Origin of the sequence: Salinicola sp. MH3R3-1 (genome assembly GCF_001937155.1) — a bacterium.
Lineage (GTDB): Bacteria > Pseudomonadota > Gammaproteobacteria > Pseudomonadales > Halomonadaceae > Salinicola > Salinicola halophyticus.
Window position 1 is genome coordinate 130,375 of the sequence record NZ_MSDP01000020.1, and the last position, 24,493, is coordinate 154,867.

At 62.3% G+C, this 24,493-nt stretch carries 23 protein-coding genes; 10 read left to right on the plus strand and 13 right to left on the minus strand.

What is annotated here, in order from left to right:
* Positions 1-47 precede the first annotated feature (47 nt).
* Positions 48-416, minus strand: coding sequence for a hypothetical protein (locus tag BTW08_RS13550; RefSeq protein ID WP_139313658.1), 369 nt, complete (start codon positions 414-416; stop codon positions 48-50).
* Positions 417-572: 156 nt separating this feature from the next.
* Between BTW08_RS13550 and BTW08_RS13555 the strand changes: the two genes are divergently transcribed.
* The gene (locus BTW08_RS13555) at positions 573-902 is read left to right on the plus strand and encodes a DHCW motif cupin fold protein (RefSeq protein WP_075563057.1); all 330 of its coding nucleotides are present in this window, start codon (positions 573-575) and stop codon (positions 900-902) included.
* A gap of 9 nt (positions 903-911) precedes the next feature.
* Here the strand turns inward: BTW08_RS13555 and BTW08_RS13560 are convergent, their stop codons facing one another.
* The 4 genes from BTW08_RS13560 to BTW08_RS19390 form a co-directional block, all read right to left on the minus strand.
* Positions 912-1,817 carry a LysR substrate-binding domain-containing protein gene (locus BTW08_RS13560; protein WP_075563058.1) on the minus strand — a complete coding sequence of 302 codons (906 nt, stop codon included), beginning with the start codon at positions 1,815-1,817 and terminating at the stop codon, positions 912-914.
* A gap of 83 nt (positions 1,818-1,900) precedes the next feature.
* The gene (locus tag BTW08_RS13565; RefSeq protein WP_075563059.1) at positions 1,901-3,925 is read right to left on the minus strand and encodes a CocE/NonD family hydrolase; all 2,025 of its coding nucleotides are present in this window, start codon (positions 3,923-3,925) and stop codon (positions 1,901-1,903) included.
* Positions 3,922-5,127, minus strand: a complete 1,206-nt coding sequence (locus tag BTW08_RS13570) for a BCCT family transporter (protein WP_246837748.1) — start codon at positions 5,125-5,127, stop codon at positions 3,922-3,924. Before BTW08_RS13570 ends, BTW08_RS13565 begins: the two co-directional genes overlap by 4 nt.
* Entirely contained in the window at positions 5,028-5,486 is a 459-nt protein-coding gene (locus BTW08_RS19390; protein ID WP_246837745.1) for a BCCT family transporter, read from the minus strand. The genes BTW08_RS13570 and BTW08_RS19390 overlap by 100 nt, the downstream gene beginning before the upstream one ends.
* A 190-nt stretch (positions 5,487-5,676) precedes the next feature.
* On the opposite strand from BTW08_RS19390, the gene BTW08_RS13575 reads away from it, so the two are divergent.
* Complete coding sequence (locus tag BTW08_RS13575; protein ID WP_075563060.1) at positions 5,677-5,892, plus strand: DUF3820 family protein; 216 nt, start codon at positions 5,677-5,679, stop codon at positions 5,890-5,892.
* A 91-nt stretch (positions 5,893-5,983) separates the two neighbouring features.
* Here BTW08_RS13575 and cdd read toward each other — a convergent pair whose 3' ends face one another.
* From cdd to BTW08_RS13605, 6 genes are all read right to left on the minus strand, one after another.
* Complete coding sequence (cdd, locus tag BTW08_RS13580; RefSeq protein WP_075563085.1) at positions 5,984-6,412, minus strand: cytidine deaminase; 429 nt, start codon at positions 6,410-6,412, stop codon at positions 5,984-5,986.
* A 2-nt stretch (positions 6,413-6,414) separates the two neighbouring features.
* The gene (gene deoD, locus BTW08_RS13585; protein ID WP_075563061.1) at positions 6,415-7,143 is read right to left on the minus strand and encodes a purine-nucleoside phosphorylase; all 729 of its coding nucleotides are present in this window, start codon (positions 7,141-7,143) and stop codon (positions 6,415-6,417) included.
* Between the two features lies 1 nt (position 7,144).
* Positions 7,145-8,443 (minus strand): phosphopentomutase, encoded by a 1,299-nt coding sequence (locus tag BTW08_RS13590; RefSeq protein WP_075563062.1) that lies wholly within the window; start codon positions 8,441-8,443, stop codon positions 7,145-7,147.
* Positions 8,443-9,774 (minus strand): thymidine phosphorylase, encoded by a 1,332-nt coding sequence (deoA, locus tag BTW08_RS13595; protein WP_083627876.1) that lies wholly within the window; start codon positions 9,772-9,774, stop codon positions 8,443-8,445. The genes BTW08_RS13590 and deoA overlap by 1 nt, the downstream gene beginning before the upstream one ends.
* 31 nt (positions 9,775-9,805) lie before the next feature.
* Positions 9,806-10,594 (minus strand): deoxyribose-phosphate aldolase, encoded by a 789-nt coding sequence (gene deoC, locus BTW08_RS13600; RefSeq protein WP_075563064.1) that lies wholly within the window; start codon positions 10,592-10,594, stop codon positions 9,806-9,808.
* Between the two features lie 161 nt (positions 10,595-10,755).
* Positions 10,756-12,027, minus strand: coding sequence for a NupC/NupG family nucleoside CNT transporter (locus tag BTW08_RS13605; protein ID WP_075563065.1), 1,272 nt, complete (start codon positions 12,025-12,027; stop codon positions 10,756-10,758).
* Between the two features lie 294 nt (positions 12,028-12,321).
* Between BTW08_RS13605 and BTW08_RS13610 the strand changes: the two genes are divergently transcribed.
* The 5 genes from BTW08_RS13610 to BTW08_RS13630 all read left to right on the plus strand — a co-directional run bounded on the left by BTW08_RS13610 (position 12,322) and on the right by BTW08_RS13630 (position 18,309).
* Positions 12,322-13,341, plus strand: coding sequence for a nucleoside-specific channel-forming protein Tsx (locus BTW08_RS13610; protein ID WP_075563066.1), 1,020 nt, complete (start codon positions 12,322-12,324; stop codon positions 13,339-13,341).
* Between the two features lie 176 nt (positions 13,342-13,517).
* Entirely contained in the window at positions 13,518-14,294 is a 777-nt protein-coding gene (locus tag BTW08_RS13615) for a DeoR/GlpR family DNA-binding transcription regulator (protein ID WP_075563067.1), read from the plus strand.
* Positions 14,295-14,414: 120 nt separating this feature from the next.
* Positions 14,415-15,911, plus strand: coding sequence for an NAD-dependent succinate-semialdehyde dehydrogenase (locus BTW08_RS13620; protein WP_083627877.1), 1,497 nt, complete (start codon positions 14,415-14,417; stop codon positions 15,909-15,911).
* Entirely contained in the window at positions 15,911-17,500 is a 1,590-nt protein-coding gene (locus tag BTW08_RS13625) for a PucR family transcriptional regulator (protein WP_075563068.1), read from the plus strand. Before BTW08_RS13620 ends, BTW08_RS13625 begins: the two co-directional genes overlap by 1 nt.
* A gap of 92 nt (positions 17,501-17,592) precedes the next feature.
* The gene (locus BTW08_RS13630; protein ID WP_075563069.1) at positions 17,593-18,309 is read left to right on the plus strand and encodes a haloacid dehalogenase type II; all 717 of its coding nucleotides are present in this window, start codon (positions 17,593-17,595) and stop codon (positions 18,307-18,309) included.
* A 6-nt stretch (positions 18,310-18,315) separates the two neighbouring features.
* Here the strand turns inward: BTW08_RS13630 and BTW08_RS13635 are convergent, their stop codons facing one another.
* Positions 18,316-18,873, minus strand: coding sequence for a DinB family protein (locus tag BTW08_RS13635; protein ID WP_075563070.1), 558 nt, complete (start codon positions 18,871-18,873; stop codon positions 18,316-18,318).
* 49 nt (positions 18,874-18,922) lie between these two features.
* On the opposite strand from BTW08_RS13635, the gene BTW08_RS13640 reads away from it, so the two are divergent.
* Both BTW08_RS13640 and BTW08_RS13645 read left to right on the plus strand, forming a co-directional pair.
* Complete coding sequence (locus BTW08_RS13640) at positions 18,923-19,555, plus strand: LysE family transporter (protein ID WP_075563071.1); 633 nt, start codon at positions 18,923-18,925, stop codon at positions 19,553-19,555.
* Between the two features lie 72 nt (positions 19,556-19,627).
* A complete protein-coding gene (locus tag BTW08_RS13645) occupies positions 19,628-20,620 on the plus strand; it encodes an adenosine deaminase (RefSeq protein ID WP_075563072.1) in 993 nt (330 codons plus the stop codon).
* A 71-nt stretch (positions 20,621-20,691) separates the two neighbouring features.
* Here the strand turns inward: BTW08_RS13645 and BTW08_RS13650 are convergent, their stop codons facing one another.
* Positions 20,692-21,945, minus strand: coding sequence for a pyridoxal phosphate-dependent aminotransferase (locus BTW08_RS13650; protein WP_075563073.1), 1,254 nt, complete (start codon positions 21,943-21,945; stop codon positions 20,692-20,694).
* 282 nt (positions 21,946-22,227) lie between these two features.
* Here BTW08_RS13650 and BTW08_RS13655 point away from each other — a divergent pair.
* Positions 22,228-24,493, plus strand: a 2,266-nt coding sequence (locus tag BTW08_RS13655; RefSeq protein WP_139313659.1) for a retention module-containing protein, incomplete at its 3' end; no start/stop codon positions are given.

Genomic DNA, 24,493 nt, shown 5'->3' on the forward strand with positions numbered 1-24,493 from the left:
TGCCGGTTTTGACGTTTCGGCTGATCCCGAAGTGCTTCGTGTTGCTTTTATCGAGAAAATATCGCGCGCGACGTTCTGGATGAAATGGCAGCGGGTACGTTTCGCACGTAGGCGCGCGTCAGCCAGGCCAGCGGCGCGAGCTCTGGACCGAGCGTGTTGAAACAGCCCCAGCGCACGGCGATGACAGGGCGCAGGAAAAAAGGTAGCCGGCGATGCGCGCGCAGACCCCGGATGCGCTTGGTGCGGGCGACTAGCAGATCGATGCGGTGGCGTTCCTGTAAAGGAAGCGACTGCAGATCACTGGTGACGGTCGCAGAGGGCACCTGCCCCTTGGCCGGATCGCAAGGCTCCAGCAACAGCCGAGCCAGCTGTTTGACGGTGTGATGTCGCATCCACTTCCTAATGGTGATGGTCATGTAGGTTCCCCTCAATGATTGTCCATGCTCCTGCAGGTCGTGAAGACATAAATAGCTCGAGATTTGTCAGTCATTTCGCGTGACGAGGCTATTCGCGAGACGCCTTGGCCTCCCTATGGCATCGTGGAGTTTCCCCGCTTTCACGAGACAGAATTCATGCAGCTCACTGACATCCCCTTCGGGACGACCGACTGGTCGACGATCGTTCCGACCGAACATCCCGGTGAAGCCGGGAAAGCGTTGTGGCGAACTCGGCATTTCGGCGCGTTGCGTGTTCGCATCGTCGAATACACGCCAGGCTACCTTGCTGACCACTGGTGCTCGAAGGGCCATATTCTGCTGTGTCTCGAGGGTGAGCTGGTCACCGAGCTGGAAGATGGTCGAATTTTTCGTCTTGCCCCGGGCCAGAGCTATCAGGTTGCCGATCAAGCAGAAGCGCATCGTTCCTCGACGGAAATCGGTGCCAAGCTTTTCATCGTTGACTGACTGCAGCACTCAGCCTAGCACCCACTGCCGGAACGCGCGCATCGGCTCGGTGAGGTGTCGATGTTCGGGCGTGAAGAGCGAAAGATGGCCGCGACTGGGTAGCGTCTGCGGCAGTGCTTGAACCAATGTTCCTTGGTCGAGTTCGGCAGCCAGCAGCCGCATCCAGCCCAAGGTAACGCCTTGACCTGCCAGGGTCGCGTTCATCAGTAACTGGAAGCTATTGGCTCGCAGTGTGTGCGTAGGCGGGTGCCATGTCAGATCTAGCTCCCGGAACCAGAGCTCCCAGGTCAACCAGTCGTGATAATGGTCCTCGACCACCATCAAGGTGTGCCGGGTCAGCAGTTCTGCCGGATCGAGGACCTGTCCATGGCGCTCCAGATAAACCGGACTACAGACGGCGGCGACGCTCTCCTGTGGAAAGATGGCATCGGCGGACACGCCGGGCGGGTCTACTTCGTTTTTCACATGATAGTAAATACCGAGATCGAACTCCGTCAGATCCAGGCGGTGCGGGTCCTCGACGGTCAGGATACGAATCTCGATATCGGGATGGGCATGCTGAAAGTCGGGCAGTTGTCGTGCCAGCCAGATCGAGGCAATGGTCGGGCTGGAGGCCAGGGTCAACTGGCGGTCGTTGCCTCGACGGCGCAAGTTTGCGGTTTCGTCGCGCAACTCTCGTAGCAGACGCTGAACAATCAGAAAGTAGTGCTCACCGGCCGGTGTAAGGCGTAGCCCGTCAGGATGACGCTCGAAGAGTGGTCGGCCGAGATCGATCTCGAGACGCTTGATCTGGCGGCTCACGGCGCTCTGGGTCAGGTGCAGTTCGCTGCCGGCCTGCGTGAAACTGCCATGACGGGCAGCCGCTTCGAAAGCGCGCAGGCAGGATAGCGGCGGAAGAGGATCGCGCGGGGTCATGCAGACATCCGGAGCCATGGGATCACGGCTCCGGAGCATAACACGCGAGGCGCCGAGAGCGGCCTGCGTGTGGCGAGGTAGGATCAGATCGCGGTACGCGGAATCTCGCGCGTCCATGACTTCTGGCTAACCAGCGTCTTGCCCTCGTGAGCGATCTGCTCGGCAGTCAGGTAGAAAATGGTTTCGTCGCAGTGCAGGTGGTAGCGGCTGGTCACGTCTACCGCGAATCGGCCTTCACCGTCGTCGCGGCTGGCGCGGTAGTGCCACTCGATATCGGCACGGGTTCGCGTGGCGTCGGTCGGGTGGCTGGTGTAAATCTCTTTCGCCTTCTGTTCGACTCGCAAGCCATGATCAGCGAAGCGGACGTCGCCCATATCGTCCTCGATTGTCACCGTGACTTCGCCACTGCCGACATCTTCGCTGATCGTGCGCCTGGGCTGACCGGCGCGTAGCGTTTCGACTCGGCACGGGGTGGCGCTCTCCGCTGGCTCGAACGGCACCGGAATGTAGTCTACCTTCGATAGCGGCAGTTCGAGCGTTGGCGACCCGGCCTTGAGAGTCAGGTCAGCACGTTTTTGCGGCGACCATACCAGCGGGAAGCTGGCGCTGGAGAGCGCCACCCGCAGGCGGTGTCCTTTCGGCAGGCGGTAGCCGATCAGATCCAGCGGCAGCCGCACGTTCATTGGCTCGCCGGGGACTGGCGGCGTGATCGTGCCGGGATCGTCGCGCAAGTTGAGATTGAGCGTGCCGTAGGTGATCAAGGCACTTTCCCCGCTCGGCGCGACGTCGCACAGCCGCACATGCAGCTGACCGCAATCCTGGCTGCTCGTTAACGTGGCCGACAAGGTCGGCTGGCCTAGAATATCCAGGCCATCGGTATATGGCGCGGAATCGAAAGTCAGCGATAGGCCATCGTCGCGACGCTGATCCGGCGGGAAATCGGCGCCGAACCATAGCGGAATGTATTCGCCCTGCAGCGAGCCCGCGGTCAGGGGCGAGGCGATCAACCGATCGGCACTCAGCCAGCCACCGGATTCCAGTCCATGGTCGCCAAGGTTGAGCGTGATCGTCTCGACCTCGTCGGCCGGCGCAGGCCAGCCGTGGATGCGCACCCATTGGCCAGGTCGTTCGAGATACTTTGGCGCCGGTGGCACACCATCCTGCAGATAGAAGGTGCAGGGCGGCTCGTCCATGATCCCGGTGTCGACGTCCTTGAGCCAGTAATCCCACCAGCGCAACGCTTCCTGCAGAAAGCCGATCGCCGGATCGGGAATCGCGAAGTGCGGGTACTTGTGCATCCACGGCCCCAGCAGCGCTTTCTTCGGGCAGGAAAGATTCTCCATCATGCGCGGAATCGTATTGATGTAGGAATCGCCCCAGCCGCTGATCATGTAGACGGCGGCTTCGATGTCGCCATAGTTTTCGTTGATCGAACCATGCTTCCAGTAGTCGTCCCGATGCTGGTGGTTCAGCCAGGTCTCTGCCAGCAAAGGCATGTTGTCGAGACGATGCTTCCACATCTCCCGCCAGCGTTCACCAACCAGCAGTGGGTCCGGCACCGCCGCGGAAAAGCTCAGCATGGTCGCTGCCCAGCCGAGATTCTCCAGCAGCATGTTGCCGCCCTTGTAGTGGATGTCGTCGGCGTAGCGGTCGTCGGTGGAGCAAAGCGTGATGATCGCCTTGAGCGGCGCGGGTCGCAGCGCGGCGACCTGCAGGCCGTTGAAGCCGCCCCAGGAGATACCCATCATGCCGAGCTTGCCATCGCACCAGGGCTGCGTGGCGATCCAGTCGATCACTTCCAGCGCGTCGGCATGTTCCTGGGGCGCGTACTCGTCCTCCATCAGACCGTCGGACTCGCCGTTGCCGCGCATGTCGACGCGCACGCTGGCATAACCGTGGCCGGCGAAGTAGGGGTGAGTCAGCTCGTCACGTACTGCTGTACCGTCTCGCTTGCGGTAGGGCAGATATTCGAGGATCGCCGGCACCGGGGTTGTTTCGGCATCCTCCGGCAGCCAGATTCTGGCAGCCAGTCGCGTGCCGTCGGCCAGCATGATCCACTGGTTCTCGATTTCGCGTATACGGTGCGGAAAGTCCTGTCTGATCTTCATGCCTCGTCCTTGGCAGTGCGTGTAAGGGGCGAGCGGGTCGGTGCGGTATCGAGCCGCTCGGGATGCTTGAGCCACATCCACAGCGAGCCGGTGGCAAGCAGTACGATCAGCATGGCTGGCAATCCGCCCAGATTGGAGAGCATCTTGATGCCGTCGATCCCCACGAAGCTGACCATGACCCACGAGACCACGCCGACGATCACACCCCAGATCACTTTCATCGGGACGCCGGCATTGAGATCGGAGTCGGCGGTCAGGCCGCGAGTACAGAGATTGCCGATGGCGTCGGTCTGCGAATCTGCCGCGGTGACGTAGGAGATATAGGCGATGAACAGTAGCAGCGGAATCCATACCTCTGAGAATGGCAACTGACGGAACAGCTCATAGAGCACGTTCTCGACGCCGCGATCGTTGAGTACGGCATAGAGATCGGCGCCGCCCGTGTCGATGTGAGCCTGAAAGTAGAGAGCGGTACCTGAAAAGATCAGAATCCATGCGCTGGCGAACAGCGCCGGGTAGAGCAGGTTGACGCGCAGGAACTCGCGAACGGTGTAGCCCCGGGATATCTTGCCCAGAAACAGCGCCGCCACCGGCGCCCAAGCGAACCAGACCGCCCAGTAGAAGATCGACCACCATTGCGGCCACTGGTCATTGCTCGCGGCGCCGGTGAACAGGCTCTTGGTAAAAAAATTGTCGAGATAGACGCCGAACGATTCGACACCCAGGGCTAGACAGAACACCGTCGGCCCGACGATGAACATGAATACCCCAAGAATCGCGAGCAGAATGGCGTTCAGCGAAGATAGCCTGGCGATCCCTTTTTGCAGGCCGCTGGCGGCTGAAATTACGAAGGTCACCACGATGATGGCGATGACCACGCCGAGCCGCAGTGGGCTGGTTTCTCCTCCGAGATACTGGCCCGCGCCGCCGGCAAGGGTCAGCGCTCCGGTTCCTAGCGAGGATGCCATGCCAGCGACCAGCGCGTAGAGCGAGATTGCATCGATCAGGCCGCCGAAGCGTTTGACCCCGGGGCCGAAAAACGGCTCCAGCATGCTCGAGATCGAGAAGCGCAGGCGCAGGTTGTAGAAGGCAAGGGCGAAGATCAGCGCCGGTACCGCGTAAATGGCGTAAGGCGTGAACGACCAGTGCAGAAACATGGTCGACATTGCAAACAGCATGGCGTCGCTCGAACCCGCTTCCAGACCGCTGGAAGCGGGTGGGCCCATGTAATGATAGAGCGGCTGGTGGTCCAGAACAGCACGCCCACGGCCAGGGTGGTGCAGAGCGTGATCGAGAACCAGCGCAGCCGGGACAGCAAGGGCGTGGCGTCGCGGCCACCGATGCGGATGCGGCCCAGTGGGGAAAAATAGACGACCACCGCCATGATCAGCAGATAGACGCTACCCAAACTGAATAGCCACGAAAAATTGGTCAGAACGGCATCGTTGAGTGCGCTGGCGGTCGCCAGAAACGCATCCAGATCGACATAGCTGGCAATCACTGCGGCCAGCAGTATCAAAAAGGTCGGCCAAAATACCAGCGGCCGAAGCGAAGTTTGCATACCCGTCTCCCGTTATCGTTGTCGTAGACGCCAATGCGTATTGCTCATGGCAACATAACCTAACCCCTTGAGAGCCCGGTTGAGCAAATGGCATCTGGGAATGAGGGCATGCGCTAGACGCATGATGTGGTGATTCGTCGCTTTCGATGCCTGGGGTAGAATGGCGGAAATATTGAAAAAAGGAGGCGATATGGAGCCGGAGGACCTCAAGAAACTGGTCAGCCGCAAGATGCCGTTCGGCAAGTACGAAGGGTGGTTGATCGCCGATCTACCTGGCCCTTATCTCAACTGGTTCGCCCGGGAAGGCTTTCCCAATGGGGAAATCGGGCACCTGCTGGCGCTGATGCAGGAGATCGACCACAACGGGCTCTCGCCATTGCTGGAGCCGTTGCGGTCTTCGAGGTGAGTCAGACTGATTTTTAAACTTCCAGCGACTTACACATCACGCCTTGCTTCGACATGTCGTCCGGGCGGAAAACCACGTTCGCACTCAAGGCTCAGCGCATCCCCGAGCTCTTGTTCAGATTTTCCGGGCCGAAGGAGTCGGGCAGCAGCTCGTCCATGGTGTAGTGCTTGAGTGGGGCGCCGTCGCCATCGAGGACGATGATCTCGGTCGCGGGCGTTGCGAATTCGCGGATGCGCTGGCGGCAGTCGCCGCAGGGCGTGCAGAGATGTTCGCCGGGGCCAATGACGTAGATCGTACGGATCTGGCGCTCGCCGCTGGAGACCAGCCCGGCGATGGCGCTGGCCTCGGCGCAGAGGCCTTTGTAGTTGGCACTTTCGACGTTGCAGCCGGTATAAGTTTTGCCGCTTTCGCTGATCAACACGGCGCCGACCGGGTGATCGGAGTAGGGCACGTAGGCGTTTCCGCGAACGGCTAGCGCGGCCTTTCGAATTTCGGCGGGTACTTCGACCTGACTCGTCATGGTCATTGCGTAGTCTCCTGGTCGTCTCTAAGCAGCCCATCGAGCGTGATCGACATCATCTCGTGAAAGCCGGTCTGGCGAGCCTGGGAGTCTAGCGCTTCACCCTTGAGAATATGGTCGGAAACCGTACAGACCGTCAGGGCGCGGGCGCCGAATTCGGCGGCGACGCCGTAGAGACCGGCGGCTTCCATTTCGACGCCGAGAATGCCGTGGCGTTTCATGGTCTGGAAGAAGTCGCCATCCGGGGTGTAGAACAGATCCGCCGAGAACAGGTTGCCGACTTTCACGGGCGTGCCGCGTTCGCGAGCGGCATCCGCCGCATGGCGGGTGAGATCGAAATCGGCAATGGCGGCGAAATCGTGACCGCCGAAGCGGGTGCGATTGACGCCGGAATCGGTGCAGGCGCCCATGCCGATGACGATGTCGTTGACCGCGACGTCATCACGCACCGCACCGCAGGAGCCGACGCGGACCAGGCGTTTGACGCCGTACTCGGTGATCAGCTCCTTGGCGTAGATCGAGATCGAGGGAATCCCCATGCCGCTACCCATGACGGAGACCTTGCGGCCCCGATAGGTGCCGGTGAAACCGAGCATGTTGCGCACGCGATTGACGCATTCGACGTCTTCCAGGAACGTCTCGGCGATGAACTGGGCGCGCAGCGGGTCGCCGGGCATCAACACGGTATCGGCGAAGTCGCCTGACTGGGCTTCGATATGCGGCGTGGCCATCTCATTCGTCTCCGTTCTGGGGGCTGTCTTTCGCCATTGTGCGTTCCTTCAACATCGATCGGCCGTATTCCATCTCGCTCAAGGTGAAATGGTCGGCCAGCGTCTGGCCGATGTCGGCATAGGTGTCGCGGCGGCCGTAATCGCCGGGAGCGATAACGTTACCGGCCATCAGAACCGGTACCTGTTCGCGGGTGTGATCGGTGCCGCGCCAGGTGGGGTCGTTGCCGTGATCGGCGGTCAGGATCAATAGATCGCCCGGCTCGAGCTTGGCGAGCACTTCCGGTAGTCGCTGGTCGAATGCCTCCAGCGCGCCGGCGTAACCTTCCGGGTCGCGGCGATGACCATAGAGCGTGTCGAAATCGACGAAGTTGGTCATCACCAGCGTCTGGTCGCCGGCGTCATCGATGGCGTCTAGCGTGGCGTCGAACAGTGCCTCAAAACCGTGCGCCTTGCGCACCTCGCTGACGCCGCAGTGGGCGTAGATATCGCCGATCTTGCCCACCCCGAGCACCGTTCCACCGCTGTCATGCAGTTTCTGCAGCACGGTCGGGCTGGGCGGTTCGATGGCGTAGTCGCGTCGGTTGCCCGTGCGCTCGAACGTTTCAGACGTCTCGCCTACGAAGGGGCGAGCGATGACCCGGCCAATGTTGTAGGGCATCAGCAGTTCGCGGGCGATCTCGCAGAGCGCATAGAGCCGCTCGAGACCGTAGTGTGTTTCGTGTGCGGCGATCTGGAACACCGAATCCGCCGAGGTGTAGACGATCGGCTTGCCACTCTCGATATGCGCTTCCCCCAGCGCTTCGAGGATCGGCATACCCGAGGCCTGGCAGTTGCCGAGCACACCGGGCAGATCGGCTTGCTCGATCAAGGCTTCAAGCAGTTCGGGCGGGAAGCTGTTCTCGCGATCGAGAAAATAGCCCCACTCGAACAGCGCCGGAACGCCGGCGATCTCCCAATGGCCAGAGGGGGTGTCCTTGCCGGAGGAGATTTCGCTGGCGCAGGCGTAGGCCCCTTCGACGGTTTCGGGAACATCGGCGCCCGCCGCCCAGTCGCCGGTGCTCAGCCGGTGGGCGTGATAGAGGCCGAGACGAGCCAGGTTGGGTAGATGGAGCGGGCGGCCGGCATCGGCGCGATAGCGGGCGATGTGGCCGAGCGTGTCCGAGCCGGCATCGCTCGAACTGGAATCTCCCGAGCTGAAATCACCATAGTCGGCGGCATCCGGCGCGTTGCCAATGCCGAAGGAGTCGAGCACCAGCAGGATGGCGCGCTTCGATGCGAGCGTGTTCGATGTCTGGCCCATTACAGATCCTCCTGGCGCAGGGTGGCGTGGATCAGCGGGGGAATGGTGGCATCGTCCGTCTCGCTCAAGGTGAAGGCGTGACGCAGGCGCTGGGTGATGGATTCGGCATCGGCCCGGTCGGCGGCATGAATGCGAAGCAGCGGTTGGCCAGGTTCGACACGCTGGCCGAGCGCGGCGATGTGTGACAGACCGACGCGGTGATCGATGGCATCACCCGCGTTGCGCCGGCCGCCGCCCAGTTCGACCACGGCGAGGCCGAGCCCGCGGGTATCGATGGCACTGATGAATCCTGCCTGGTCAGCGTCGAGATCGACTGTGACCGGTGCGGTGGGAAGGTGGTGTTCGGCGCGTTCCGCCAGATCACTTGGGCCGCCGAGACCGTGCACCATTTGCGAGAAGCGCTCCAGTGCCTCGCCGGAATCGAGAGCGAGGTCCAGACGCTTACTCGCATCTTCGGCATCACTGGCCAGGCCCGACTGGAGCAGCATTTCCTGGGCCAGCGACCGAGTGACCTGATAAAGCCGACTCCGCTTTCCATCGCCGCGCAGCAACCGCAGGGCTTCGAAGACTTCCAATGAATTGCCGGCACAGTCGGCCAGCGGCTGGTTCATGTCGGTCAGCAGCACGCTGGTTGTCGTCCCCGCACCGCAGCCGATGGCGACGATCGCCTCGGCCAGCTCGCGGGAGGCTTCTGCGGTCGGCATGAAGGCGCCGCTGCCGACCTTGACGTCCATCACCAGGGTCTCGAGACCGCAGGCCAGCTTTTTGCCCAGGATCGAGGCGACGATCAGCGGGATCGACTCAACCGTGGCGGTGACGTCGCGCACGCCATAGAGGCGCTTGTCGGCCGGTGCCAGCGAGCCGGTCTGGCCGATGATCGCCACGCCGACCTCTTTCACCAGCTTGCGGAAGGTGGCGTCGGACGGGGTGACGTCGTAGCCGGGAATCGACTCGAGTTTGTCCAGCGTACCGCCGGTATGGCCAAGGCCACGCCCGGAGACCATGGGTACATGGCCGCCACAGGCGGCGATCCAGGGCCCCAGCACCAGCGAAACCAGATCGCCGACGCCGCCGGTGGAGTGCTTGTCAAGCACCGGGCCGTCGAGATCAAGATCGGCCCAGCGCATCACTTGGCCGGAATCCCGGATCGACTCGGTCAGCGCCACGGCCTCGTCCCGGTTCATGCCGTTGAGATAGACGGCCATGGCGAAAGCGCCGATCTGTGCGTCGCCGATACGCTCATCGGCGATGCCCTGCATGACCAGATCGAGCATCCTGCGATCGAGTGTCTGGCCGTCGCGCTTACGACGAATGATTTCCTGCGTCAGCATGGCGTTCTCCGCCTGTGAACGAACGAAGCTGTCAGTAGCCGTCGGTGGCCGGCTGGATGTCTTCATCCGACAGCGTGGCGAGCAGCGCGTCGAGCAGACCGGAAGCGCCGAAGCGGAAATGCGCGGGCGTCAGCCACGCCTCGCCCATGATGCCCGCAGCCAGATCCAGGTAAGCCTTGGCGTCCTCGGCGGTGCGGATACCGCCGGCCGCCTTGAACCCCACATCGCGACCGCTGTCGCGAATCGCGGTCAGCAGAATCTCGGCAGCCTCGAGCGTCGCGTTGACCGGCACCTTGCCGGTGGACGTCTTGAGGAAATCCGCACCGCACTCCAGCGCAATATCCGCGGCCTGGCGAATCAGTACGGGATCCTTGAGCTCGCCAGTCTCCAGAATCACCTTGAGCAGCCGATCGCCACAGGCGTCACGGCAGGCAGTGACCAGCGCGCGGCCCGATTCGGTATCACCGTTGATCATGGCCTTGTAGGGAAACACCACGTCGACCTCGTCGGCGCCGGCCGCTACCGCGGCGCGGGTTTCGCGACTGGCCCGTTCGACGTTGACGCAGCCGTGGGGGAAGTTGGTGACGGTCGCGATTCTGACGCGCTCGCGAACTCCCGTATTTCGCAACCCCATGTCGATCAGCTCACGATTTGCCGTCTCGATGAAGGCGGGGTAGATGCACACCGCGGCGGGAGCGCCATGCGGGGTGTCGGTGCGGCGGCACAGCGCCTGGATCGTGGCGTCATTATCGTCGTCGTTGAGCGAGGTGAGATCCATCATCGCCAGCGCCTGTCTGGCGGCGTGCTTGAGACTGTTCATCGTCCTGTTTCCTTGGTTAGGCGTGGCAGCGACGGCCTCCTGCCGTTGTCGTGTCCCGAGTCGGCCAGGATCCGGCATGCGCTCTCGAATTGACGCCTCTCGAGTCTGCCGGATCCTCATGGCGTTCGTGGTTCATGCATCTCGGATCAGGCTGTCCTGGATCAGGCAGTACCGGCCAGCGACAGAAAGATCCCGGCCAGGGTGGCCGACATCAGGTTGGAGAGCGTGCCGGCGAGTACCGCCTTGAGCCCGTACCGAGCGATCTCCGGGCGACGGCTGGGGGCCAGCGTGCCGAGACCGCCGAGCAAGATCGCGATCGAGGATAGGTTGGCGAATCCGCACAGCGCGAACGACAGGATCGCGGCGGTGTGGGCGGACATCGCTTGCCCGGTCGCTTCCACCATGGTGTCGCCGCTGATGTAGGGCGCCAGATTGATATAGGCCACGAATTCGTTGACCACCAGCTTCTGACCGATGAACGAGCCGGCCAGCGTCGCTTCATGCCAGGGAATGCCGAGCACGAACGCCAGCGGCGAGAACAGCCAGCCGAGGATCATCGACAGGCTCAACGAGTCCATCCCGAACCAGCCGCCGACACCACCCAGGATGCCGTCGATCATCGCGATCAGGCCGATGAAAGCCAGCAGCATGGCGCCGACGTTGGCGGCCAGCATCAGTCCCGACGAAGCGCCGGATGCGGCAGCGTCGAGCACGTTGGCCGGCTTGTCCTCGGCTTCCAGCACGTCCTTGGCCTGACGCGTGTCATCGTCGGGATTCTCCGTCTCCGGCATCAGAATCTTGGCGAACAGCAGACCGCCGGGCGCGGCCATGAACGAGGCGGCGATCAGGTATTCCATGGGAATACCGAGCTCGGCGTAACCGGCGAGAACGGAACCGGCAACGGATGCGAGCCCGCCACACATCACCGCGAACAGTTCGGACTTGGTCATGCTGGCCAGGAACGGGCGTACCACCAGCGGAGCCTCGGTCTGGCCGACGAAGATATTGGCGGTGGCGGAGAGCGATTCGGTGCGCGAGGTGCCCAGGACCTTCTGCAGCGCGCCACCCAGAATCCGCACAACCCACTGCATGATGCCCAGATAGTAGAGAACGGCCGTCAGCGACGAGAAGAAGATGATGATCGGCAGCACCTTGATCGCGAAGACGAAGCCGACATTGGTCGGATCGGCGAGGTTGCCGAACAAAAAGCCGATGCCGTCGTTGGCATAGCTGATGACCTGGCTGACGGCACTGGAGACGGATCCCAGCACGGCCTGGCCGAACGGCACGTAGAGCACGAAGGCACCGATGCCGGCTTGAATGGCAAAGGCGCCGATGACGGTGCGAAGGCTGATCGCCTTGCGGTTGCTCGAAAAGATCAGCGCGATCAGCAGCAGCACGACGACGCCGACCAGACCCATGATGAGTGTCATGTTGTTGTCCTTGGTGTTGGTCCCGGTAGGTAGAAAACTCGATGGGAGAGAGCGATTTCTTGAGATCTTTTTAACATTTTTTGGTTTTGTTCGTCACTTGTTGTTTTTATCGTCACAAGCTCATAGAGTAGCGAAAGGCGACTTATTGCCCATATATAGTGTTTTTTGGGGCTTTTCAGCAACTCGTCATCGATAGTTGCGAGGCAGAATGCCGGTCGAGGTGCAAAGCCGGGAATGTAAGAATAGTCACAAAATGGGAACCAACACGCCATAACAACAAAGTAGGGGGATGGCATGGTAGAGAAAATCGCGCAGCCGGTCGCGTGGTCGGCGAGAGTGTCGTTGACGAGAGTGTGGTCGACGGGGAGAAGTGCCAGCTTGCTGGCGCTGTCGCTAGGCATAGGGTCGATGACGCTGGCAGCCGCGCCGACGTGGGCAGACGATCAGGGCGAGGCGCCGGTCATCGAGCAGGAGGCGCCTGACGAAGGACCAACGTCGGAAGGGCAGACGGCCGAGGGTCCCTATCTTTCCGACTGGTACCACCAGAACGTCACGGTCATCGGCAGCAAGAACATTCGCTTCGGGCCGCAGCAGGTCGACGATATCTATCTGGAGTACGAGTTTTTCGGGCGTAAAGGGCCGCTGGATCTTTACGGCTATATCGATTTTCCCAAGTTCTTCGGTACCGGCAACGCCGCGGATAGCGGGATCTTCGACAAGGGCTCGCCGGTGTTCATGGAGCTGGAACCGCGGCTGTCGATCGACGACATGACCGGTCAGGATCTGAGCGTCGGCCCGTTCAAGGAGTGGTTCGTCGCCTTCGACTACATCTTCGACTGGGGTCACACCACGGAAAGCCGTCAGAACACGCTCTATGCCGGTCTGGGCACCGATATCGAGACCGGTTCCCCGCTGGGGCTCTCGTTCAACTTCTACAAACGTCGCCAGTGGGAAAACTACGGCGCCGCCAACGAGAACTCGTGGGACGGCTATCGCGCGCAGCTGAACTACTCCTACCCGTTGGGCAGCTTCGATAACGGTGCCTCACTGGTCTACGTCGGCTTCACCAACCATGACTTCGCCTCGGATCTGGGCGATAACGACCCGACCCGTACCAACGAGTCGACCGTGGCCACCAACGTGCTGCTGTACCAGTTCACGCATCTGCGGTTCATGGCAGTGGCGCGTTACTTCCATAACGGTGGCCAATGGAACGATGGAGAAATGGCGCCGTTCCCCAACAGCCACGGCGATGGTTTCGAGCTGCGCTCCACCGGCTGGGGTTACTACTTCGGCGTCGGCTGGCAGTTCTGATTTGGCAGTTCTGGCTTAGCAGCACTGGTCCGACAGTTCTGATCTGACATTTCTGGTCTAAACGCTCCTATCTGACAGCGATGGGCGTTATCGACGAGGAGCCTCCGGGCTCCTCGTTGCGTTCCAGAGAGAGATCGGGGATAAGGTCGATGGGCCGACAACATCGGGAGAAGGTCATGAATGGTCGCAGTGCGGTACGGCTGGAAAGACTTCGCGAGGCGATCAGACGCAGTGGAACCCTCCCATTGGCCGAGGCGGCAACGCTGTGCGACGTTTCCGAGATGACGGTGAGGCGGGATATCGCTGCCAGCAATGGTGCCATCGTCTCCTTTGGCGGGCATCTGGTCATGGCCGACAACCCCCAGTTCACCGCCGCCTACAGCCTCGATGCCCAGAAGGACCGCTACGCCAAGGCCAAGCAGCGTCTCTGCGAGACCGTGACATCGATGATCGAAGAGGGCGATACCGTGTTCGTCGACTGCGGCACGACGTTGATGCCGCTATGTGCACTGCTGCCGCGCGACATGAACGTGACCATCGTCACCTACGCGCTCAACGTCGCCAACGCCTTCAGCCAGCGCGATATGCCCAATATGCGCCTCGTCGTGCTCGGGGGCCTCTACTACGCCGCTTCGGAATCCTTCGGCGGGCAGGACGTCACCACGGCGATCCGCCGTCTGGGTATCAACAAGGCGCTGATTTCCGCAGCCGGCGTCCATGTCGACAAGGGCGCCAGCTGCTTCCATTTTCATGAGGTGGCACCCAAGCAGGCCGCCATCGAACATGCAGAACGACGTATCCTGGTCGCCGACGAGAGCAAGCTAGATGTCATGAGAGCAGCGTTCTTCGCCGACCTGTCCGATTTCGACACGCTGGTCACCAGCGGCGACCCGGGTCGGGCATGGCGCGCTCGAATGAATGAGAGCGATGCCTCGAAGGTCGAAGTGGTTTGAATTCTCCTGTCTTGAGTGGGTATTGGTGACAGCTAAATCCTGTTTTATGCAGGAAGTATTCGTCTTGTCGCGGAGGTAGGATGGCTGGACTTCCTACTTTTCGAACAGGTAACCGGATCGATGTCCTTTTCATCAACGCCTTCATCATCGTCTCTTCAGAATCAATTCGCATCGCTCAAAGCGCCCGCTGATGCCGCCTACTATCCCGCCGCCATCGTCGGCTTCGATGCCACCGACACGGGGCGCTACGCCTTGCGCTCTCCCGCAAGCGGAGAGGTGATTGCCGAAGTCGCCGACTGCGGTGTCGAACAGGCCAGGCTTGCCGCCGACAACGCCCAGCGTGGCTTCGAGTCCTGGCGCAAGACCACCGTCTTCGAGCGCGCGGCGCTGCTCAAGGCCTGGCACCAGGCGATGCTCGAGGCCAAGGAGATCCTCGCCGTGACCATGGCGCGGGAGATGGGCAAGCCGATCCGCGAAGCGCGGGGCGAAGTCGACTACGCCGCCAGCTTCCTGGAGTGGTACGCCGAGCAGGCCAAGCGCATCGACGGCGATATCCTGCCCAGCCAACATCCGGACAAGCGGCTCGCCGTGCTGCGTCAGCCGGTCGGCCCGGTATTGGCGATCACGCCCTGGAACTTCCCGGCGGCAATGATCACCCGCAAGGTGGCACCGGGGCTGGCGGCAGGCTGCTCAGTGATCGTCAAGCCGGCGGAGCAGACGCCGATCACGGCGCTGCTGCTGGCCCAGCTGTGGCAGCAGGCCGGCGGGCCGCCAGAGGTTTTCCAGGTCATCACCGCCGAGCGCCCGGCCGCAATCAGCGATGAACTGATGAGCGACCGACGCATCCGCAAGGTGACCTTTACCGGCAGCACCCCGGTCGGCAAGCATCTCTACGCCAAATCCGCCGCGACCATGAAGCGAATGTCGCTGGAGTTGGGCGGCCATGCGCCGTTTCTGGTCTTCGACGATGCCGATATCGATGCCGCCGTCACCGAAGTGATGGCGAGCAAGTTCCGCAACGGCGGCCAGACCTGCGTTTGTGCCAACCGCATCTATGTACAGCGTGGCATTCTCGAGGCGTTCTCCGCGCGTCTGACCGCTGCGGTGGACGCGCTCTGCGTCGGCCAGCCGGAAGATGAGTCGACCCAGATCGGCCCGTTGGTCAGCCAGGCCGGGCGCGACAAGGCGCAGTCTCACATCGACGATGCGCTGGCCAAGGGCGCGAAGCGTTTGACGGCGGCGCGGGATGTCGACGGCTTCTTCGTCGCGCCGACGGTGCTGGCGGACGTCACCAGCGACATGCAGATCATGCAGGAAGAGACTTTCGGCCCCGTGGCACCGCTGATCGTCTTCGACAGCGAGGAAGAGGGGGTCGCGGCGGCCAACGCCACGCCGTTCGGGCTCGCCGCTTACCTGTGGACGCGAAATCTGGGCCGCGCGTCGCGCGTCTCCGAGTCGCTGGATTACGGCATCGTCGGCGTCAACGACGGTGCGCCTTCCGTACCGCAGGCGCCGTTCGGTGGGGTCAAGGATAGCGGTCTCGGCCGTGAGGGCGGCCGCTTCGGCATCGACGAATATCTCGATCTCAAGTTCGTCTCGACGCGACTGGACGGCTGATGACGAACCGGGATGAAGCGCCCGTCGGCGCGCGGTTACCGATCGAACTCGACCTTGCCACGGCGCTGCGGGAAACCAATTTGCGCCATGCTCGGGTGGTGGCCGGCGAGCGCTCGCTGGGGCGGCCGCTGCGATGGGTCCATATGGTCGATCATCCCGACATCATCGCCTGGGTTCGTGAAGGCCAGCTACTGCTGACCACCGGCTATCACTGGCCCGACGATCCGAAGGCCGAGCGAGCGCTGATCGAGGCGCTGGTCGAAAAGGGTCTGGCCGGTGTGGCGCTGGCGGTGCCGCGGTTTCTGACCGCCTTCCCGGAGACCAGTCGGCGCGTGGCCGAATCGCTCGACTTTCCGCTGTTGGAAATTCCCTGGGACGTGCCGTTCAGCCAGATCACCGAAGAAGTGCATGCCTGGCTGATTGCACGGCAGGGCCAGCTGATCGCCCGGGCGGAACGCATTCATCGTGATCTCACCCGTTCGGCCCTGACGGCGCGGAGCCTGGGCGACATCGCTACGGCGTTGAGCCTTTTGCTCGAGCGGGACGTGCTCTTCACCGGGCTGGAGGGTGAATGGCTGGGCGGCAGTGCCGAGTTCGATGCCATGCGCCAGCCTACGCCGGCCATGCTGAGCGAGGCGCAGTTTCTGGACGAGGCCACGGCTCGCTCTCTCGGCGAGAGGGACGGGGGCCGGTTGCTGGCCTGTCCGGTCCGAATTCAGGGGGCGCCGGCTGCCATGCTGTGGATCGATGAGACGGTATCTCCGATCAGCGAGCTCGAACAGCGGGCGGCCGAGCAGGCCGCGTTGATCTCGGCGCTCCACCTGTCCCACCAGCAGGCGCTGCAGGCGCAGGAAACCCGGCTGGGTTACGCCTTCGTCGACTCGCTGCTCGAGGGTCGGTTCGAGGCCACGCCGGCGGCGCTGGAGCGGGCGTCTTTGCATGGGTGGGATCCTCACGCCGGCTATCACGTCTGCGCGATTCTGCTCAACGAGCCGGTACCGCTGAGCCGGGAAGGTTTACTACGACGCGAACGGTGGGAGCGCCGGCTGGGCGATCGTCTCGAGGCGCTCGGCCTGCCACGGTTGATCTCCGTGTCGCTCAATCAGCTGCTGTTCCTGATGCGTGCCGAGGTCTCGACCGAGGTGCTGTGGCGGGCGTTGAGCGACGGCGAGGCCGCCATGGCGATCAGTCGTGAGGTGCAGGGCGCGACAGCCATCGCCGAGGGTGCCGGTGACGTGGCCCGACTGCTGCCCTCGCTCAAGGCCGGCGAGCGCCGGGATTTCGAAACCTTGTTGTTCAGCCGAGTACTGGAAGGCGACGGTGAGGCACGACGACTGTTTCTCGAGCGTATTTCACGCGCCCTGGGGCATGGCGCGCGACGGCAGAGCGCTGTCGAGACGCTCACGGCACTGTCGCACAGCGGTTTTCAGCTGGCGCAGACGGCACGTGCCCTCGATATCCATATCAGCACCCTGCGCTATCGCATCGAGCGGCTGGAGACGGCGCTTGCCATGGACCTGAACGATGTCGACACCCGGCTGCAGCTACAGGTCGCGATGCGCCTGCTCAGTGCCGATGCCGATTGGTGATCGACAGATAATCGAAGGACGCATTCGAACCTCCGGCCCGATGTCCACAGAACCGTGCCAGACATGATCAGACACAGAAGAGAGAGACCCTCATGCAACTGACCGATTTCACCACCCTGACGTTCGACGTCTATGGCACTCTGATCGACTGGGAGAGCGGCATGGTCGCCGGGCTGCAGCCGCTACTCGCACGAACCGGCCGGAACCTGAGCCGCGATCAGATTCTCGAGGCGCACGCCCGGCACGAGTCGACCCAGCAGCGTTACACGCCGCATCTGCAGTATCGGCTACTGCTGGCGGTCGTCTACAAGCGTCTGGCGGAGGAGTGGGGCGTGGCGGTGAGCCACGACGAGTGCCTGGCCTATGGCGACTTCGTCAAACAGTGGCCGGCTTTCGCCGATACTGCCGAGTCACTCGCCTACCTCAAGCAGCACTACCAGCTGGTGGTGCTCTCCAACGTGGATAACGAGAGCTTTGCCTACAGCCAGCGCAAGCTCGGCGTCGAGTTCGATGCGGTCTACACCGCCGAAGACATCGGCTCCTACAAGCCGGCACAGCGCAACTTCGACTACATGCTGGAAAAGCTCGGCGAGCGCGGCATCGACAAGTCGAAGATTCTGCATACCGCCGAGAGCATGTTCCACGATCATCAGCCCGCCAACCGCAATGGCCTCGCCAACTGCTGGATCTACCGCCGCCACGACAAGGAAGGTTTCGGCGCGACGATGAACCCCGGCGACATGCCGACGGTCGACTTCCGCTTCAACAGCATGGCGGAACTGGCCGAGGCGCATCGGCAGTCGATTTGATCGGCCCTAGCGACGCGAAGACCACGCCTGCGCTTCGCTGATGCCCAGCGTCGCAAACTCTTCCCGCCGCAGCGGGGCTTCTTCCCGCATGAAGAATTCGTCCAGCTGCGGCGGGGCGACGTCGGTCTCCGAGAGCATGGCATGAACCTGGCCGCGGTGATGGGTCTGATGCACGAACAGGTGGGCCAGCACGCGATGTGCCGGTTCGAGTTGCCGGCGATCTGCCCGTTCGAGTGCAATGTCGGCGGTCAGCTGGGCATCGTCGAGTGCATTGCAGATCGCGATCAAGCGTCTATCCAGTGTTTCCTGGGCGGGCCACAGCGTGTCGACACGAGAGTAGGGCCGCTCGTCATCGAAGGCGCGCTGGCCCAGCGTGCCGCCTTCGAGGGCATCGATATAGTAGGCGTCGACGATCAGGATGTGGTTGAGCGTGGCGTGAATCGACGGGAAGAAGCTGCTTCGTCGCGCCTGAAACGCGTCCTCGGACAGGCGGGCACAGGCCTTCAACAGCCGATGGTTCGACCACAGGTTGCAGTAGGCTTGCTGGCGAAAATATTCGATCATGGTTTGGCACCGACTCAATCGTCTTCTTTCCAGCATCTCAGGAATCGTCATGGAAATGCTACACGGCCTGATCGTCATCACTTTCGTGCATTTACTGGCGGCTGCCTCGCCGGGGCCGGACTTCGTGCTGGTGACCCAGCAGACACTGAATCACGGCAAGCGCGTCGGGCTGCTGTGCAGTCTCGGCATCGCGCTGGGGTTGTCCATTCACATCGTCTACTCCGCCTTCGGGCTTGCCGCGGTGATCGCCAACTCCGCCGAGGCGCTCTGGGCGATCAAGCTATTGGGCGGAACCTACCTGTTCTATCTCGGCGTCAAGGGATTACGCTCGCGTCCGGCCTCCACTGAAGCGAGCCCGAGCGCGGTGGCCGTCGCGCCGCCCCGTTCGGCGCTGCGCACCGTCGGTATGGGATTTCTCTGCAACGCGCTCAATCCCAAGGCGCCGATCTACTTCGTCTCGCTGTTCACCATCGTGCTGTCACCCGATATGCCGCTCTACCAGATCGCCATCTACGGCGCCTGGATCATGCTGATCCAGCTCGGCTGGTTCTCGGCGGTGGCTTTGTTGCTCTCCACGCCGCCGATCCATCGCGCGTTCAAGCGTTTCAGCCACTGGATCGATCGGGTGCTGGGTGTGGCGATGATCGCACTGGGCATCAAGGTGCTCGCAACGCGGGTGTAGGACGGTCGGCTTTCTTCCTCGTGTCATTTTCGGCATCCTGAGTCGCATCCATTCCAATGGCGAGGAGCGCTCGTGAAGACTTGGCTGCGTGAGTTACCCAAGGTCGAACTGCATTTACATATCGAGGGTTCGCTGGAGCCGGAGCTGATGTTCTCGCTGGCGGCGCGCAACAACGTTTCTCTCCCCTACGCGACAGTGGACGAAGTGCGGGCGGCCTACGATTTCAGCGACCTGCAGTCGTTCCTGAATCTCTATTACCAGGGGATGCGGGTGTTGCGCACCGAGCAGGATTTCTACGACCTGGCGATGGCGTATCTGGGACGAGCACAGGAAGAGGGCGTGGTGCATGTCGAGCTGTCGTTCGACCCGCAGGCGCACTTGAGTCGAGGTGTCGAGCTGGCGGTGCCGTTCGAAGGCCTACGACGCGCCATGCGGGATGCCGGGCGTCAATGGGACATGACAACGGCGCTGATCATGAGTTTCCTGCGTGATCGCGATGCCACTGATGCGATGGACGTGCTGGAGAAAGCGGCGCCCTATTACGAGTTGATCGATGCCGTCGGTCTCGACAGTGCGGAAATGGGCAATCCGCCCGCCAAGTTCGCAGCCGTATTCGAACGGGCCAAGGCGTTGGGCATTCCCCGCGTGGCGCATGCCGGAGAAGAAGGCCCGGCGGCTTATATCAGCGAAGCGCTGGATGTGCTCGATATCTGCCGGGTCGATCATGGTGTCGCATGCCTGCAGGATGCCGAACTCGTCGAACGGCTGCGTGAGTCGCAGATTCCGCTGACGGTCTGCCCGCTTTCCAACGTGCGATTGAAGGTCGTCCAGGCGATGACCGACCACCCGCTACCGGCGATGCTCGAGCAGGGGGTGAAAGTGACGCTCAATTCCGATGATCCGGCCTATTTCGGGGGCGGGGTGCTGGAGAACTACATCGCCTGTTTCGAGGCGTTCGATTGGGATCGCGATCTGTTCAGGGAGTTGGCGGGCAATGCCATCGAGGTCGCGTTCATGTCTGAAGAGCGCCGCAGCGAGCTGTTGAAGCGATTGTCGAGCTGCTGATCGGTTTCGAATCTGGTGTCACGACTGCCCGGCCCACGATGCCGGGCAGATTCGTTCAGGGCGGCAAGCCATCAGGCAGTGGCGTTCTGCGATGCGTCAGCCAGTGCGGCCAGAAACGGGACCAGTCGATCGAGTGCTTCCCTGGCAAGCGCGGGGTCGATGGCGAAGCAGATCCGCAGATAGTCTTCGCCTTCCGGGCCGAAAGCGCTGCCTGGCGCCACGCCGACTTTGGCCTCCCGCAGGATCCGCTTGGCCGTGTCCAGGCTCGAGCCGCCCAGACCGTGCACCTTGAAAAAGAGATAGAAGGTGCCCTGCGGAGAAAACACCGTCACGTTGTCCAGCGCCGCCAGACCCTCGACCAAGATATCCCGCGAGGCCTGACAGCGTTCGACCTGTTCAGCGATGAAGGCGTCGCCATCTTCCAGCGCCGCGATACAGGCCCGCTGGATGAACGATGCCACGCCCGTGGTGTTGTACTGGCATAGTCGAGCGAAAAGCTGATCCATACCGTGCGGGAACACGATCCAGCCCGCGCGCCAGCCGGTCATGCACCAGTTCTTGGAGAACGTGTTGGTGACCAGCAGTTTTTCGTCCGGCTCGCAGATCTGCAGGAAAGAGGCCGCCGGGCCGTATCCACTCGGCTGCTGCCCGCCGTCCTGACCTCGATCCTCATAGACGAAGTGGTTATAGACCTCGTCGGCCACGATCCAGAGGTCTTTCTCCCGACAGAAGTCTCGCAACCGCTCCATGTCCCGGAGCGGCATGCGCCAGCCCGTAGGATTGGAAGGTGAGTTGATGAAAACCGCGCGGGTGCGGTCCGTCACTTTCGCGAACAGCTTGTCCAGATCGAGCTCGATTCTGCCGTCGGGGTAAAAATCGAAGGGGACCGATACGTTCACGCCGCCGACGATCTCGATCATCTGCCGGGCATTGGGCCAGGCGGGCGTCGGCATGATGACTTCGCTCCCCTCGTCGAGAATCGCCTGCATCGCCATGGTGACGGCGTTCATGCCACCAATGGAAACACAGAAGCGCTCGCTGGGGACATCGACCTGCCAGTGCCGGCGATGGTAGTCGGAGAGCGCCTGGCGAAGTTCGGGCAAGCCCTGAGAGTAGCTGTAGCGGGTATCGTCCTGTCCCAGTGCATCCACCGCCGCCTGCTTGATGTAATCCGGAGTAGGCAGATCTCCCTCACCGATCCATAGCCTCACGACCGAGGCGTCATGACGGGCTAGATCCGCGACGGCGACGATCTGGTTGTCGGGCATTTCCTGAACGCGGGAAGAGCAGTATCGGCGCAGGCCGGCGGGGATGACATCGGACATGGAAGGGCTCGCTGTTGGCATCGAAAGTGAAAATCTGGCCTTGATCGATCATATAACGCTCACCGTTGGCATGCTAATTGGCGCTTTGATCGGACGGATACCAGTTAACCTCTCGCAAGAGTCTCTATTTGCTAAGCTTTGTAAAAAGTCGCGCGACAATTAATGAGAACGTACCAGGGCATAAATAAAATTATGTTGATCCTGGATACTAAACGGTTACATTTTGCGCATTGATGAAGTTTACTTCGTCTCCGCTTTTCCAGATTGCTGAGGTAGATACCGATGGCTGCTCTCGTCACTATCGTCCGAGTGGATGGCAATGTTTTCCTGATGGATCCCCGCAAGCCCGTGGTTCAGGGGATGGCGATTCCAGAAGGTGCCTCGTTGTTCGCCCCGGATGGTGGTCGTCTTGTGCTTGCCGACGGAACGATCCTGCCGTTGAACGCCGGGCAACCGGTGACTCTGCAGATCATCGAAGGCGTTGCCACGGTCATCGCAGCGGACCCCGCTTCCGCGGATCCCGATGTGGCATCGCTCCAAGCGGCCATTGCGTCCGGTCAGGATCCGACCGCGATTCAGGAAGCGCCTGCAGCCGGCGCCGGGGCAGACGGTGGCGGGAATCTATCGGAGGGTGGCGGATTCTCCGCACCTTTCGATATCGCTCGAATCGGACGTGAAGAGTCCAGCACCTACCGCTATGCGGCGTCTGCCTCGGATCTCGGTCGAGTGACGGTAACGCCCGCGAGCTTCAGCCCTGAAGCCAGTTCGACAGCGGGTGAGGGTATGGGGCCATCACCGGTGGTCAGCGTCAATCTCGATGCCATTGCGATCGACGATATCGTCAACCTGGCGGAGTCGGGACAGAGCATTACGCTCAGCGGTAAAGGCGGCGGTGATGCCGTCGCTGGTGATCAGGTCACGGTCACGATTGGTGGCGTCGCCTATTCTACGGTTCTGGGCGAGGATCTTGGCTTCTCGGTGGTCGTTCCGGGAGGCCTGCTAGCGCAATTTCCATCGGCAACGGCGACCTTGACGCATGTCGGTGAAGGCAGTGTGGTCACGGCGACATCGACGCGGCCCTACAGTGTCGATGTCGACGCGCCGGCGCCAACCGTACAGTTGAACACGATTGCGGGTGACGACGTCGTCAATGCCGCAGAGTCCGGGCAGCCCGTGACACTGACGGGGCTCGCGGGCGGCGATGCCGTCGCTGGAGATATTGTTACCGTCGCTATCGGTGGCCAACAGTATCAGGCGGCGGTCGCTGACGATCTGACCTTCAGCGTCGTGGTGCCAGGCAGCCTCCTCGCCAGCGTGGCGGGCTCGACGGTCACGGCGGTCATCAGTCACACCGACGCCGCCGGCAATACCGGCACGGCGACGACGACACATGCCTACGGCGTCGATATCACCGCGCCGACGCTCGGCATCGCGTTGGATACCATCGCCGGTGACAATGTCATCAACGCGGCCGAAGCCAACCAATCGATCCCGGTGAGCGGCCAGGTCAGCGGCGAATACGCCAGCGGCGATCGCGTGACGCTGACGGTTGGCAATCAAACCTATACCGGCAGCGTCAAGGCCGACGGCACGTTCTCGATCAACGTGCCGGGCTCACAGCTGGCGAGCAATTCCAGCGTCAGCGCGGTGGTCAGCCACACCGATGCGGCGGGCAATACCGGCAGCGCCAATACCGCCGGCAGCTATGACGTCGACACCGTCGCGCCGAGCGTCTCGATCAGCCTCGATACAGTGGCCGGCGACGACGTCATCAACGCGGCGGAAGCCAAGAGCAACGTCAGCGTCTCCGGCACCGCCGGCGGCGACGCGGCCCAAGGCGATACGGTGACGGTCTCCGTGGGCGGCCAGAACTACACCACGACGGTCGGGGCCAATGGCATCTTCAGCGTGGCGGTACCGGGAACGGTGCTGGCGAATGCCGGCACCGACAGCATCCGTGCATCCGTGTCTCACACCGACGCCGCCGGCAATACCGGCACGGCGACGACGACACATGCCTACGGCGTCGATACCACCGCGCCGAGCGTCTCGATCAGCCTCGACACCGTGGCTGGCGATGACGTGATCAATGCCGCCGAATCGCGGCAGAACGTTACCCTGAGTGGCACCGCCGGCGGCGACGCGGCCCAGGGCGATACGGTGACGGTCACCGTGGGCGGCCAGAACTACACCACGACGGTTGGGGCCAATGGCATCTTCAGCGTGGCGGTACCGGGAACGGTGCTGGCGAATGCTGGCACCGACAGCATCCGTGCATCCGTGTCTCACACCGACGCCGCCGGTAATACCGGCACGGCAACGACGACGCACGCCTACGGCGTCGATACCGCCGCGCCGACGCTCGGGATCACGCTGGACACCATCGCCGGTGACAATATCGTCAACGCGGCCGAAGCCAACCAATCGATCCCGGTGAGCGGCCAGGTCAGCGGCGAATACGCCAGCGGCGATCGCGTGACGCTGACGGTCGGCAATCAAACCTACACCGGCACGCTCAAGGCCGACGGCACGTTCTCGATCAACGTGC

Excerpts from the sequence above, each read along its gene's own strand:
- BTW08_RS13550 (WP_139313658.1), bottom strand. The coding sequence starts at position 416 with ATGACCATCACCATTAGGAAGTGGATGCGACATCACACCGTCAAACAG.
- BTW08_RS13555 (WP_075563057.1), top strand. The coding sequence starts at position 573 with ATGCAGCTCACTGACATCCCCTTCGGGACGACCGACTGGTCGACGATC.
- BTW08_RS13560 (WP_075563058.1), bottom strand. The coding sequence starts at position 1,817 with ATGACCCCGCGCGATCCTCTTCCGCCGCTATCCTGCCTGCGCGCTTTC.
- BTW08_RS13565 (WP_075563059.1), bottom strand. The coding sequence starts at position 3,925 with ATGAAGATCAGACAGGACTTTCCGCACCGTATACGCGAAATCGAGAAC.
- BTW08_RS19390 (WP_246837745.1), bottom strand. The coding sequence starts at position 5,486 with ATGCAAACTTCGCTTCGGCCGCTGGTATTTTGGCCGACCTTTTTGATA.
- BTW08_RS13575 (WP_075563060.1), top strand. The coding sequence starts at position 5,677 with ATGGAGCCGGAGGACCTCAAGAAACTGGTCAGCCGCAAGATGCCGTTC.
- cdd (WP_075563085.1), bottom strand. The coding sequence starts at position 6,412 with ATGACGAGTCAGGTCGAAGTACCCGCCGAAATTCGAAAGGCCGCGCTA.
- deoD (WP_075563061.1), bottom strand. The coding sequence starts at position 7,143 with ATGGCCACGCCGCATATCGAAGCCCAGTCAGGCGACTTCGCCGATACC.
- BTW08_RS13590 (WP_075563062.1), bottom strand. The coding sequence starts at position 8,443 with ATGGGCCAGACATCGAACACGCTCGCATCGAAGCGCGCCATCCTGCTG.
- deoA (WP_083627876.1), bottom strand. The coding sequence starts at position 9,774 with ATGCTGACGCAGGAAATCATTCGTCGTAAGCGCGACGGCCAGACACTC.
- deoC (WP_075563064.1), bottom strand. The coding sequence starts at position 10,594 with ATGAACAGTCTCAAGCACGCCGCCAGACAGGCGCTGGCGATGATGGAT.
- BTW08_RS13605 (WP_075563065.1), bottom strand. The coding sequence starts at position 12,027 with ATGACACTCATCATGGGTCTGGTCGGCGTCGTCGTGCTGCTGCTGATC.
- BTW08_RS13610 (WP_075563066.1), top strand. The coding sequence starts at position 12,322 with ATGGTAGAGAAAATCGCGCAGCCGGTCGCGTGGTCGGCGAGAGTGTCG.
- BTW08_RS13615 (WP_075563067.1), top strand. The coding sequence starts at position 13,518 with ATGAATGGTCGCAGTGCGGTACGGCTGGAAAGACTTCGCGAGGCGATC.
- BTW08_RS13620 (WP_083627877.1), top strand. The coding sequence starts at position 14,415 with ATGTCCTTTTCATCAACGCCTTCATCATCGTCTCTTCAGAATCAATTC.
- BTW08_RS13625 (WP_075563068.1), top strand. The coding sequence starts at position 15,911 with ATGACGAACCGGGATGAAGCGCCCGTCGGCGCGCGGTTACCGATCGAA.
- BTW08_RS13630 (WP_075563069.1), top strand. The coding sequence starts at position 17,593 with ATGCAACTGACCGATTTCACCACCCTGACGTTCGACGTCTATGGCACT.
- BTW08_RS13635 (WP_075563070.1), bottom strand. The coding sequence starts at position 18,873 with ATGATCGAATATTTTCGCCAGCAAGCCTACTGCAACCTGTGGTCGAAC.
- BTW08_RS13640 (WP_075563071.1), top strand. The coding sequence starts at position 18,923 with ATGGAAATGCTACACGGCCTGATCGTCATCACTTTCGTGCATTTACTG.
- BTW08_RS13650 (WP_075563073.1), bottom strand. The coding sequence starts at position 21,945 with ATGTCCGATGTCATCCCCGCCGGCCTGCGCCGATACTGCTCTTCCCGC.